This is a genomic window from Amycolatopsis sp. cg13 (assembly GCF_041346965.1).
In the GTDB taxonomy this organism is placed as follows: Bacteria; Actinomycetota; Actinomycetes; order Mycobacteriales; family Pseudonocardiaceae; genus Amycolatopsis.
On sequence record NZ_CP166848.1, the window covers coordinates 3629082 to 3641315 of the forward strand.

13 protein-coding genes are annotated in these 12234 nt (G+C 68.4%); 7 read left to right on the forward strand and 6 right to left on the reverse strand.

Features of this window, described 5'->3' with window-relative positions:
* Positions 1 to 34: 34 nt before the first annotated feature.
* On the reverse strand, positions 35 to 1963 hold the full coding sequence (locus AB5I40_RS16470; protein ID WP_370939369.1) for a tachylectin-related carbohydrate-binding protein: 1929 nt from the start codon (positions 1961 to 1963) through the stop codon (positions 35 to 37).
* Positions 1964 to 2209: 246 nt separating this feature from the next.
* Here AB5I40_RS16470 and AB5I40_RS16475 point away from each other — a divergent pair, with 246 nt between their 5' ends.
* On the forward strand, positions 2210 to 2527 hold the full coding sequence (locus AB5I40_RS16475; protein WP_370939371.1) for a hypothetical protein: 318 nt from the start codon (positions 2210 to 2212) through the stop codon (positions 2525 to 2527).
* Positions 2528 to 2775: 248 nt separating this feature from the next.
* A complete protein-coding gene (locus AB5I40_RS16480) occupies positions 2776 to 3117 on the forward strand; it encodes a DUF2510 domain-containing protein (protein WP_370939373.1) in 342 nt (113 codons plus the stop codon).
* A 306-nt stretch (positions 3118 to 3423) separates the two neighbouring features.
* Here AB5I40_RS16480 and AB5I40_RS16485 read toward each other — a convergent pair whose 3' ends face one another.
* Positions 3424 to 4029, reverse strand: a complete 606-nt coding sequence (locus AB5I40_RS16485; RefSeq protein WP_370939374.1) for a TetR/AcrR family transcriptional regulator — start codon at positions 4027 to 4029, stop codon at positions 3424 to 3426.
* Positions 4030 to 4094: 65 nt separating this feature from the next.
* Here AB5I40_RS16485 and AB5I40_RS16490 point away from each other — a divergent pair, with 65 nt between their 5' ends.
* The 3 genes from AB5I40_RS16490 to AB5I40_RS16500 are packed head-to-tail and all read left to right on the forward strand — an operon-like array spanning position 4095 to position 6293.
* The gene (locus tag AB5I40_RS16490; protein WP_370939375.1) at positions 4095 to 4688 is read left to right on the forward strand and encodes an NADPH-dependent FMN reductase; all 594 of its coding nucleotides are present in this window, start codon (positions 4095 to 4097) and stop codon (positions 4686 to 4688) included.
* A complete protein-coding gene (locus tag AB5I40_RS16495; protein WP_370939377.1) occupies positions 4685 to 6064 on the forward strand; it encodes a DHA2 family efflux MFS transporter permease subunit in 1380 nt (459 codons plus the stop codon). The genes AB5I40_RS16490 and AB5I40_RS16495 overlap by 4 nt, the downstream gene beginning before the upstream one ends.
* A gap of 13 nt (positions 6065 to 6077) precedes the next feature.
* Positions 6078 to 6293: a DUF1737 domain-containing protein gene (locus AB5I40_RS16500; RefSeq protein WP_370939378.1), complete on the forward strand. Its 216-nt coding sequence runs from the start codon at positions 6078 to 6080 to the stop codon at positions 6291 to 6293.
* Here AB5I40_RS16500 and AB5I40_RS16505 read toward each other — a convergent pair.
* Positions 6259 to 8025, reverse strand: a complete 1767-nt coding sequence (locus AB5I40_RS16505; RefSeq protein ID WP_370939379.1) for an MFS transporter — start codon at positions 8023 to 8025, stop codon at positions 6259 to 6261. The genes AB5I40_RS16500 and AB5I40_RS16505 overlap by 35 nt on opposite strands.
* Positions 8026 to 8171: 146 nt before the next feature.
* Positions 8172 to 9545: an FAD-binding oxidoreductase gene (locus AB5I40_RS16510; RefSeq protein ID WP_370939380.1), complete on the reverse strand. Its 1374-nt coding sequence runs from the start codon at positions 9543 to 9545 to the stop codon at positions 8172 to 8174.
* Between the two features lie 101 nt (positions 9546 to 9646).
* Between AB5I40_RS16510 and AB5I40_RS16515 the strand changes: the two genes are divergently transcribed.
* Positions 9647 to 9889, forward strand: coding sequence for a hypothetical protein (locus tag AB5I40_RS16515; RefSeq protein ID WP_370939381.1), 243 nt, complete (start codon positions 9647 to 9649; stop codon positions 9887 to 9889).
* A 43-nt stretch (positions 9890 to 9932) separates the two neighbouring features.
* Positions 9933 to 10427 carry a MarR family transcriptional regulator gene (locus AB5I40_RS16520; RefSeq protein ID WP_370939382.1) on the forward strand — a complete coding sequence of 165 codons (495 nt, stop codon included), beginning with the start codon at positions 9933 to 9935 and terminating at the stop codon, positions 10425 to 10427.
* Between the two features lie 57 nt (positions 10428 to 10484).
* Here AB5I40_RS16520 and AB5I40_RS16525 read toward each other — a convergent pair whose 3' ends face one another.
* Positions 10485 to 11066, reverse strand: coding sequence for a class F sortase (locus AB5I40_RS16525; protein ID WP_370939383.1), 582 nt, complete (start codon positions 11064 to 11066; stop codon positions 10485 to 10487).
* Positions 11063 to 11884 (reverse strand): choice-of-anchor P family protein, encoded by an 822-nt coding sequence (locus AB5I40_RS16530; protein WP_370939384.1) that lies wholly within the window; start codon positions 11882 to 11884, stop codon positions 11063 to 11065. The genes AB5I40_RS16525 and AB5I40_RS16530 overlap by 4 nt, the downstream gene beginning before the upstream one ends.
* Between the last annotated feature and the right edge of the window lie 350 nt (positions 11885 to 12234).

The window sequence follows — 12234 nt, forward strand, 5'->3', positions numbered from 1 at the left end:
GCCGCGTACTTCGGGGCGGCCACGCCGGATACCGTCAGAACTGGGGCTTCGGCAACGGCCCGCCCACGAAGACGGTGCGATCGGCGTCGGCCGAACGCGCCGCGACGGCGGTGGCCGCGCCCGAACTGTAGGCGTAGGAAACGCCGTCGGAGCCGCGGAATACGGCGGCGACGCCGCCCGCGGAGCGGCTGACCAGGAACGGGTCCGTCGCGGACGGGTAAGCGGCTCCGGTCCGCGAATCCTTGAGTCTTTCCCAGCTGCGATACGCCGTGCTGCCCGGAGCCGCCTGTTCGGTGACGTAGACGAAGCCGTCGGTCGCCAGGACGGCCACGTGCACGATCCCCGCGGTGTCCACCGCGGCGGCCGGCGCGCCGGCGGCGGTCACCCCGGCCAGCGGCTTCCATTCGCCGGTGAACCCGTCGTTCGTCTCCCGCAGCGTGACTACGGCACCGTCTGGCTGGGTAGCGAAAACCTGGAGGTTCTTGTCCGGGTTGGCGACCGCGGCGGTGTTCTTCGTCCAGCCCGTCCCGGGGACCGTGATCCAGGGACCGAGCGTGCCGCCGAGGTAGGTGGCCTTGGTGTAGGCACCGCTCGTCGTCCGCGCGAGGATGTCGATGCCGTCCGGCTGGGCCACGACGGTGATGTCCGGGCTCAGCCCGGACGAGGGCAGCACCGTCCAGGGCAGGAACTCGCGGCCCACCGCGCTCTGCACACGCATCCACAACTTGCCGGAGGCGTCGACCGCGAAGGCGTATCCGAGGTTCTCCCGCATCACGAGGCTCGGCGGCCCAGGCGTCCAGCCGCCGAAACCGGTCAGCTGGGCCCAGCTCGTCGTGTTCGGAGCCTGCGTGCTGGCACGGGTTTCGCTGTCCTGGCCGAGCGCGGTCACCAGCATGCCGTATTCGTCGGAGCGCAGCGCGCCGGGCATACCGGTGAGCTGCTGGTAGCCGGGCACCACGGCGAAGTCGACCAAGGTGATGTCGTCCGAGCGCTGCCTGCCGTGGATCAGCCTGCCGAAGTCGTCGACGTAGAAGTGCTGCAGTTTCCCAGCGGCGCCCTCGAGAACGAAGCTCGGCGACGTCGGCCTCGACGGCACCGCAGGCCGCTGCGGCTGGCCGGGGTTGACCAGTTTGCAGTCGTCCGTGGTGATCGCCACCTGCCAGTCGGCCGGAACGTTGCCCACCACCTTGCCGGTGGGACCCGCCCACACCCCGCCGCCGAGGTAGCGGTACCACTTCAGCTCTTCGGTGTTCTTGTCGAGCGCGTAGAGGACGTCCCCGCCGGGCGAAGCGATCGTGCTGAAGTACTGCCAGCCGCCCGAACCGACCAAGGTGCCGTGCTCGATCCAGCGCTGGCTCGCCGCGTCGTATTGGAACCGGTACAGCACGCCCGCAGGCGTCCGCGCGTAGAAAACGCCATACCCGGCCGCGACGATCAGGTCGTACTTCTGCGCCGTCCACCCGGTGTCGATGAGCCGTTCGGTCCAGGTCTTGGCGGTCTCGTCGTAGCGCCGCCAGGTCAGGACATCGTCGTGCGCCCAGTAGAAGTCACCCGCACTGTCGACGGTGATGCGGTTGCGCATCTCGGGCTGCGTCACGTTCCACCCGGTCGCGATGGTCTGGGAGACGCCGCCGTTGTCCCACGCGTTCCCCTGCCGGCGCTGACGGATGACCACGCCGTCCTTCCCGAAGGAGTAGACCCGTCCGTCGGGTCCGGCCAGCGTGCGGCCGCTCCACGTGTAGCCGATCGTCGACCGTCCCGTCCAGGAGTTGATGCCGGTTTCGGGCTCGTTGTGGCGGTCGAGATCCAGATAGGTGTCAGGCCGGGTGTAAAAGACGGAAGCGCTTTCTCGACAGGTGATCGTGTCCGCCGCGGCAGCCACGTTCGCCGTGGGCGCGACCACCGCGGCGGTGAGCGCGGAACACAGGACCGTGGATCTGAGCAGAAAACGCCGCTGGTGCATGGAAAACCCCTCAGCTGTTTCAAGAAATGAGGCACAACGGAATTCCCCGGCCGCGACACACGGCGGGGCAGCACAATCGAGCACAAGCAGATTGCGCCGGACCTCACGTCCGGTACGCGATCATTCGACAGTGGACTTCAAGACCATCGCGATCGGGCGGCGGAAACGCTCTGACAGCTTCCCTCCCTGAAGCCGTCCACACCTCCCCGGTCAGCCGCCGGCCACCAGTTCGCGAACCTCGCGATCTTGGTATCGATCGCCCGGCAGATCCGTTACCCGCTTTTACGGAATTGCTCCGTTCAGTCCACTTTTCACCGCTTTGGCGGCCACGAGTCCCCCAAGCGGCGGCATAGCGATGCTGACGGGTTTCGGGCCGTCGCCGGCCGCCTCGCGCAGTTCGAGCACTTCGAAACCCGCGGCGGTCACGGCTGCGGGCAGTTCGTCGTCCAGGCTAGCGGTCACCGCGAGCGGCACGTCGAGGAATTCCAGCGGGTGCGCGTCGAACTCTCCGAGGCCGCCCAGCCCGTGGAGATCACGCGGCGAAAGGTCGCCCGGGAAGCGTAGGCACGTGCCGCCAGACCGAGGAGACGACCGATCAGCTGGACCTCGTCCTGTACGTCGCCGAGCCAATCGGCGACCCGGCTGCAGGATGCGCGATCTTCTACGACGACCAGCCGATCGCGAGCGCCGAACGGGTCTCTTTGAAGAACCCCAACACCATGGCCTGCCGGGTGAATCGGGCAACCGCCGCGTAACGGTCGGTCCCGGTCACGCGACCTCCGAATAACCACACTGAACAGAAAGGCCCGCACATGGGCATCATCCGCAAGTCCCTCATGGTCAGCACCGGTGGCATCGTTCGCGGTTCGTCGAAGAAACAGCGCGTCGCCAAGGCTCAGCTGAAACAGTTGGAGGCACAGACCCGCGCTCAGCAGGCGACTGCCGCAGCGGCCGTGAAGCAGGCAGAGGCCGTCGCTGCCGCCGTTGCGGCCGCTCCCGCACCGGCACCCGCCCAACTGTCCGCACCCGCACCCACGGCCGCCCCCGCCGCACCCGCGCAGGGCTGGTACCCGTCGCCGAACCAGCCCGGCCAGCTTCAGTGGTGGGACGGTGCCGCGTGGGCGGAGAGCTTCGCACCCGTATCTCCGCAGTAGCCCCGCAGGCACGAGAAACCCCCGGCGTTCTCGGGTCGCCCGGGGGTTGTTGCTGTTCGGGAATCGCGCACCGCCACGACCTCATCCCGCATCGCGACCTCCGCAGTTGCCCTCGCCGCCTGCGCCGCACCTGGACTTTCGCCATCCGACCTTGTCCGTTGACGACTTCAGCGAGCGCGGCTGTCCGCTCGCATCCCCTGCCCGCTAAGCGAGCGCTATCCTTATATGGAGCGGCTTTTCGAGGCCAGACCACGCGCTTGCATTGCCTCGTGATCGATCTGGCGAGCAGGACGCACCCGTGCTCGCTCAGCTTCGACCGGTAACCCCTGGCGCGTAAGCGCGCAGGAAAACCCCGACCCCGGACCGGATTACCGTTTCCCAGTCCTCTCCTGGTTCGGCTGCGGCGGCGCTGCCCGCGGTGAGTTGCACGAGGTGTACCGCGGCCAGCGACGGGTCTTCCAGCTCTAAGTGGCCTTCCGCGGCGAGCCTGCGCAGATGATCGGCCAAGGCTTGCCTTACGCGGGTCGGGCCGCGTTCTTTCCAGGCTGCGACTGTTTCCGGGGCGATGTGGTCGAAGTCGGCTTGGATCTGGCGCACCAGTGCCCAGTGCGGTTCGGTTTCCGGGTCGCGTTTCGCCCACTGGAGGCCGAATTCGACGAGGTCGGACTCCAGGTCGGCGATCCGGCCCAGCAGCTTGTCGGCGACCGCGATCTGGCGTTCGGCCACGCGGTCCGAGCTGTCCAGGATTACCGCGCGGAACAGTCCGGCCTTGTCGCCGTAGTGGTTGTAGATCGTCCGCGACGAGACGCCGGCCTCCGCCGCGAGCACGTCGATGCTGGCGCGCGAGTAGCCGTCGCGCGCGAAAACCCGCAGGGCGCCGTCGAGCAGGGCACGTTGTTTGTCCGTCCGCACGGGGTCAGTATGCCGAAGTACAACGGTCGTTGCAAAAACTACAACGAGCGTTGTACCTTCGGGGCATGACTTCTCCGCTTCGCATCGCCGTCATCTCCGGAAGCACCCGACCCGGCCGTCGCGCTACGCAGGTCGCTGAATGGACCCGTGCCCGCGCCGCCGCCTTTCTCGGTGACCGGGCCGAGGTGTGCGTGCTCGATCTCGCCGATATGGGCCTGCCGTTCCTGGACGAACCGCTGCCCGCCGCGATCGGCGGTTACCGCAACGACCACACCCGGCGCTGGGCCGAGCTGATCGACGGTTTCGACGGCTTCGTTTTCGTGACGCCCGAGTACAACCACTCCATGCCCGCGGCGCTCAAGAACGCCATCGACTTCCTGTTTTCCGAGTGGGCCGACAAAGCCGCCGGTTTCGTCAGCTACGGAACCAACGGCGGCACGCGCGCCGTGGAGCATCTGCGGCTCACGCTCGCCGAGGTCAAGGTCGCCTGCGTGCGCTCGCAGGTCGCATTGGGATTGTTCACCGACTTCGTCATCCCGGATATGGCCGAACCCGGCACCTTCTCCCCCGCCGACCACCACGAAGGCATCCTGACGCGGATGCTGGGGGAACTTGTCGACTGGTCGACCGCGCTGCGCACCCTGCGGGTCTCGCCGTGACCACCGTCGCCGCCCCCATCGACCGCGCGACGTGGCGGATCTGCTGGATCATCGTGTTCGGCGCGTTCGCCAGCGGTCTCGACGCTTCCGTGGTGACGATCGGCCTGGACTCGATCAGCAGCGATTTAGGCGCGGATCTCTCGGTGACGCAATGGGTTGCGAGCGGTTACCTGCTCGCGCTCGCCCTGTCGCTTCCCTTGACCGGTTGGCTGGCACGACGCTTCGGCGCCGGCCGGGTGTGGCTTTTCGCGCTGGCCGCGTTCACGGTGGCGTCCGGGTTGTGTGCGGTAGCCCCGGATGTCGTGGCGCTCATCGCGTTCCGTTTCCTGCAGGGCTTGGCCGGGGGCGTGCTGATCCCGGCCGGGCAAACCGTTCTGGGCCAACAGGTCGGGGCGGCGCGGCTGGGGCGGGTGATGGCGACGCTCGGGATCGCGGTGAGCGTCGCGCCCGCGCTCGGCCCGCTCGCTGGCGGGTTGATCCTGCACGGTCTTTCGTGGCCGTGGCTGTTCCTGATCAACCTGCCGATCGGGGCGGTCGGCCTGGTTCTCGGACTCCGCTACGTGCCCCGCGGCTCTCGGGAGGCCACTGGCGGGATCGATTTCGTCGGCTTGGTTTTGATCGCCGCTGGGCTGCCCTTGGTTCTCTACACCGTGACGACATGGGGCGATACCGGACGGCTTGAGCTGCTGATTCTGGTGCCTGGTCTGGCTTTACTGGCGTCGTTCGCGGTGCGGTGCCTGAGGCATCCGCATCCACTGCTGGACTTTTCCTTGTACCGCAACCGGCTTTACCGAGCGGCGAGTCTGGCCGCCGCTTTCAACGGGGCGCTGATCTTCGGCAGCGGGATCGTGGTCACGCTGTATTTCCAGCTGGGCCGGCACCTGGATTTCGTTGGCACCGGCCTGAGTTTGCTCGGCTTCGCCGGTGCGACGGCGGCGATCGCGCCGGTGACGGGACGGACGGTGGATCGGTACGGTGCCGCGCCGGTCGCGCTGGTGGGTGCGATGCTGGCGGTGGTGAGCACGGTGCCGTTCGCGTTCCTGCCGGTGGACGCGCCTGGCGTAGTGGTGCAGGTTTTGCTTGCCGGGTACGGGGCTTCGGTGGCGTTGGTGAGCATGCCGATGGGGATCGCGGCGTACAAGACTGTCGAACCGTCACGCCTTCCGGACGCGGCTGCGCAGGTGACGATCCTGCTCCGGGTCGGCGGATCGCTCGGCGGTGCGGTGTTCGCGGTGCTGATCGCCGGACGGTTGCCGGACGCTGATACCGCGTTCCGCCTGGGGTTCGGGGCGATCAGCGTGGGGGCGGCGGGATCGTTGGTGACGGCGTTGCTGGTGGCCCGTGCTTCCCGCGCGAAGCCGCTACGACGAACCTGAAATCATGACCGCCATGAGCCAACCCCCAGACGGTCTCCCCGCCTACCGAGTCCTCACCGGCCCCGATGACGCCGCCTTCTGCCGCCGGGTCAGCGAGGCCCTCGCGCTCGGCTACCGCCTGCACGAGGGGCCCGCGCTGACCTTCAACGGCGAGAACGTCATCGTCGCCCAAGCCGTGCTCTGGCCAGAACCCGCTAGCGGTCGCTCCGGGGAGACACCAGCTCGCTAGGCCCGCCACCGGATTCCCCGGCCACCGCGGCCAGTTCCTCGCCCACCGACTCCGACGCCTTCTTCGTGTCCTTCGTCAGCAGCGACGCCACGGCACCGATCAGGCACACCACGATCGCGAAGCCGAACGCCACCGCGAGGCCGTCCTGGAACGGGCTCGAGATCAGGTTCGGGAAGAAGCTGCGGCCAGTCAGGAAGCTCGCCTGGTCGGCGGGCAGACTGCCCAATTGGCCGCCCAGCAGCTGCTGGATCGGGTTGTAGCCGAGGAACGCCGCGAACAGCACCGCGACCGCCGGCAGGTGGGCGACCTGTTGTGCGGCCGCCTCGGGAACGCCGTGCTGGGTCAGGCCCTGCGACATCGCGACCGGCAGGTGGTCCGACAGACCGGCGATGATCAGGCTGAAGAAGAAGCCGATCGACAGCACCATCGCCGCGTTCTGGAAGGTCGTCATCATGCCCGCGCCGGAACCTCGCGCGTCGGCGGGGAGGCTGTTCATCACCTCGGCGCGGTTGGGCGAGGAGAACATGCCCATGCCGATGCCGTTGAGCAGCAGGATTCCGGCGAACGCCCAGTAGTCGAAGTTCACCGGCAGCAGCATCAGCAGCAGGAACGTGAGCGCGGTGATGACCAGGCCGCCGGAGGCGAGCGCGCGGCTGCCGATCCGGTCGGACAGGATGCCCGACGTCGGCGCGGCCACCAGGAAGCCGATGGTCAGCGGGAGCATGTAGATCCCGGCCCACAGCGGCGTCTGCTCGAAGGTGAAACCGTGCTGCGGCAACCAGATTCCCTGCAGCCAGATGATCAGCACGAACTGCAGCCCGCCGCGGCCGAGCGACGCCGTCAGGTTCGCCAGGTTGCCCCAGCTGAACGAGCGGATCCGGAACAGCGACAGCCGGAACAGCGGGTTGGCCACCTTCGTCTCGATCACCATGAAGGCGATCAGCACCGCGACGCCGCCGATCAGGCACGACAGCACCATCGGGCTTCCCCAGCCGGTCTGCGAAGTCCCGTACGGCTGGATTCCGTAGGTGATGCCCACCAGCACCGCGATCAGGCCGACGGCGAAGGTGATGTTGCCCCACCAGTCCATTTTCGCGTGCTGGCGGACGCCGGTGTCGTGCAGTTTGAGGTACGCCCACACGGTGCCGATGACGCCGAACGGCACCGACACCAGGAAGATCAGGTTCCAGTTCACCGGCGCGAGCACGCCGCCGACCACGAGGCCGAGGAACGAGCCCGCGATGGCCGCGACGCCGTTCATGCCGAGCGCGAGCCCGCGCTGGTTGGCCGGGAAGGCGTCGGTGAGGATGGCCGACGAGTTCGCCATCAGGAACGCGCCGCCGACGCCCTGCACGATCCGCCAGCCGATCAGCCACAGCGCGGCCGCGTCGCCCTGGAACCAGGTGATGGCCAGCATGATCGAGGAAACGGTGAAAACGGCGAAGCCGAGGTTGTACATCCTGGCCCGGCCGTACATGTCGCCGAGCCTGCCGAACGCCACCACCAGCACCGCGGTGACCACGAGGAATCCCATGATCATCCACAGCAGGTAGCTCGTGTTCGACGGCTCCAGCGGGTTGATGCCGATGCCCTTGAAGATGTCGGGCAGCGCGATCAGCACGATCGACGAGTTGATCGTCGCGATCAGCATCCCGAGCGTCGTGTTGGACAGCGCGATCCACTTGTACCGCGGACCGAGTTCCGCGATCGAATACGTCCTGCGCTCCGCCACTGTCGAAAACCCCTCTCCCAGCCGTTCCCTTAGCTAGGCTAAGCAAGTTGCTTGCGGTAGGCAACCAACAAAAGAAAACGACTGGGAGACAAGGGTCACAAACGGATGACTATCCTTTGTGGACTGTTTACTTTCACTCGGTCGAGTTACCGCTGTGCGGGACCTCCGACGACCTTTCCGGGATTGAGGATCCCGTGCGGATCGAGGGCGTTCTTCACCGCGTGGTGCAGGTCGAGAACCGCCGGTCCCAGCTCTTTCTCCAGCCCTGGCTGCTTCAGCAGGCCGACGCCGTGCTCGCCGGTCACCGTGCCGCCGAGTTCGAGCGCGTCGGCGACGATGTCGTCGAACGCGGCTTGTGCGCGGCGCTGCGCGTCGTCGTCCCCGGTCGGCGTAATCAGCAGGGGATGCAGATTCCCATCCCCGATATGAGCAATATTGGCGATTCGCGTGTCGTGCCGTTGGGCGGCCAAATCGATCCGCGCGAGCATTTCCGGCACCAAATGCGTCGGCACGCAGACGTCCTCGGTGAGCACCGGGCCGAGCCGTTCGAGCGCCGGGTACGCCAGCCGCCGGGCGGCGAACAGCGCGTCCGCCTCGGCCTCGTCGGTCGACTGCGCGGCCCAGGTCGCGCCCGCCTTTTCGAAGCACTCCACCATCACGGCGGCCTCGTGCCCGCCCGGCACGTCACTGCGGCCGAGCAGCACCACATTCGCGTCCGCGGACAGGCCCATGTTCTTCCAGGCGTCCACTGCGGCCAGGCAATGCCGGTCCACCAGTTCCAGCGCCGAGGGCACGATCCCGGCCGCGCGGATGGCCGCTGCCGCCTCCCCCGCCGCGACGGTCGAGTCGAAGTACCCGGCGACGGTCGCCTCTGGCGCGCGTTTCGCCCGCAGCCGCACGGTGATTTCGGTGATGACGCCGAGCGTTCCCTCCGACCCGACCATCAGCCCGGCGAGGTCGTACCCGGCCACGCCCTTCGCGGTGCGGCGGCCGAGCCGGACGAGTTCGCCGGTGCCGGTGACGACCTGCAGGCCAAGGACGTAATCGCGCGTCACGCCGTACTTCACGCAGCACACGCCGCCCGCGTTGGTCGCGACGTTGCCGCCGATGGTCGACCACGGCGAGCTGGCCGGGTCCGGCGGATACCAAAGCCCTTGTTCGCCGCAGGCCGCGCGGAGATCGTCGTTGACCACGCCGGGTTCGACCACGGCGAGCCGTTCCACCGGGTCGATCTCTTTGATCGCGGTCATCCGGTCGGTCGCCAGGACGACGCATCCGGCCAGCGCGTTCGCCCCGCCGGACAGCCCGGTTCCCGCGCCGCGCGGCACCACCGGCGTGCCGTGCTTGATGCATTGCCGCACGGTCGCCTGCACCTCGTCCGCGGTGCGCGGCCGGACCAGGACCGCCGGTTCGCCGTACGGGGCCCACTCCGCCTCGTCGTGCGCGAAGCTGCGCAGCACGTCGGGGTCCCGCACGATCCGGTCGTCCGGCAGGACGGTGTGCAGGTCGTCGATCAGCATGGGGGCTCCCGCGTTCTTCCGGTCCGCTTTCCCCGCCAGGTTAGGTCGAAATCCGGGCTGCTCGTTCGACGTATCGGTGAGAGCGCTTCGAGGAGGCAGCCATGGACACCACCGTCACCCGCCGCGGGATCTCGATGCTGCGTGCCGTCGCCGCCGGGCGCGGACGGCTGACCTGCAGCTGCGAACCGGATCTGTTCGTGGACGGCCTGCCGTGCAGCGACCAGTTCACCGCGCACGCGCTCGCGCACGCCGGTCTGCTGTGCGCGAAGGAACCGGGGCCGTTCGGGCAGCCGGTGCCCGCCGTCCTGACGCCGGCCGGGGAAGCGCTGCTCGCCGCCGCCTGACCCCGGCTACCCTGACCAGCAGGGGAACGGGAGGGCGGAGCAGATGGCTTCCGGAGCATCCGGAACGGACACCGCGCGGCGCAGGCGGCGCACGACGGCGGCGCTCAAGGAGTCGCTGCGGGAACTGCGCAATCAGCTGTCGCTGCTGAACCACCAGGTCGGCGGACAGCTGAAGCTCAAGGACGTCGACCTCGACTGCCTCGAACTGATCTCGTCCGCCGGACCGCTGAGCCCCAGCGCGCTCGCTCGCCGTGCGGGCCTGCACCCGGCGACCGTGACCGGCATCCTCGACCGGCTGCAGCGCGGCGGATGGATAGTGCGCGAACGGGATCCGGACGCGGCCGACCGGCGCGCGGTCACCGTGCGGGCGGTGCCGGGGCGGACGCAGGAGCTGTTTCGCGTGTACAGCGGGATGAGCTCGGCCATGGACGACCTGTGCGCCGGATACACCGAGGACGAGCTGATGCTCATCGCCGGATTCCTGCGCCGCACCGCCGAAGCGGGCCGGGCGGCGACCGACGAGCTCGCCGGGGAATGACAAAGGGCCCCGCCGTTTCGCCCGAGCGCGAAACGACGAGGCCCCGGTATCAGTCGCTCAGCTGTCGAGCGTGCCGTACACGATGATGTTGTCGAGATAGCTCTTCTTCTCGGCGTCGAACGCGCCGCCGCAGGTGATCAGGCGGATCTGCGAGTCCGTGGTGTTGCCGTACACCGCTTCGGTGGGGAACGTCTTCTTCGCGATCTGGTCCACCTTGGTCACCGTGAACGAGGCCGTCGAGCCGTCCTTGCGCCCGATGATGACCTTGTCGCCCTTCTTCATCTCGTGCAGCCGCCAGAAAATGCCCTTCTGGTGGTTGCCGTCGATGTGGCCGAGGACGACCGCCGGTCCGACCTGGCCCGGCTTGGGGCCGAAGTGGTACCAGCCGGCTTGCAGCGGCTGGTCGACCGGCGGCACCTGGACGGTCTTGTCGTCGTTGAGGCCGAGCGGCACCAGCGACGAATGCGCGGAGATGCTGGGGACGTCGAGCGAAACCGGGTCCGCGACCTGCTGGGCGGCCGCCGCGGAACTCGCCGGGGCCGCGGCGGGCGGGGCATCCGCCGAACCGCAGCCCAGCAGGGCGAAGTTCGCGACGAAAGCCAGCAGGAGCGCGAAAAGCCCGAACCGGGAACGGGTCACCGGGCGGTCGCCAGCGAGCCGTCGCCGGTCTCCGGCGCGCCGACCGGCACGACGGTCACCTGGCCGGGGCCTTCGGCGGGCGGGGTGGCCGGCTTGCTCGGCTCGGAGGGCTGGGTGGACGACGGCGGGGTCGTCGGGTTGCCCGCGACCTTGGCGCAGGTGGCCGACGCGAGGACAATGTCGCCCTTGCCGAGCGCGCCGGTGACGTCGCCGCCGAGGAGCTTGATGTGCAGCGCGTTGACGGTGAGGCTGCCGTCGGAGTGCTTGATCTGCTCGTTGACGATCACCTGCAGCACGCCGTCGATGCCGAGCTTCTGGTTCGGCTTGGTCGACACCGGGAGCTTGCCGATCTTGCCGAGGTCGAGGCCGGCCAGCTCGGACGAGGCGGTGATGCCGTCCGGAGCGGACTTGCACTCGGAGCTGATCACGCGGGCCGTGGGGGTGGAGCCGGCGAGCGGGGCGAGCACCGGGAGCGCGGCGTCGACGATGGAGGCCTTCGAGTCGACCGGGCCGCTGCTGCCGTCCTGCTTCGCCGAGCTGCTGATGACCTTCGCCGTGACCAGGCCCTTCAGCGGCACGTTCACCACCTGCGCGGACTCCGGGCCCTCCGTCGAGGACGGGGCGATCTTGCCGGTGTCGACCGTGATTCCCTTGTCGCCGAGCACGCCGGGCAGCAGCGAGACCGAAGCGGACGCGCCGTAAGCCGAGCCGGCGGGCGACCCGGCGGCGAGCGCCGGCGGGGCGACGGCGGCGGCGAGCAGAGCCAGCGCGGGAACGGCGACCGCGACGGTCCGTCCGCGCAGCAGGGCAGAACGCATGAATTGTCCTTCCGAACATCAAGAATGAAGCCGCCGCACGGATCCCCGAATCCACGCGTGACCGAGCACAACTGTCGGTCCCTGGCAGAGCGCGACATTATCAAGACGCCCTGGAAACGCAAAGCAAGATCCGTCGCGCAGCGCGCCCGCCCGCCGGTTCCGGTGACCACAATTATCGCAATTTCACCACTAAAGAGTGATGTAACGCGGCCTCGTCGACCCGATTTTCTCACGCTGAGCTACCGGAATCGGGGCCCGCCTGGCGGATTGCCCCTCACCCCACCCGGAGGAGTGATCCTGCGAAGGGTTCGATTCGGATACTCATCGTCATGTGACCGCTACCGTTCCCC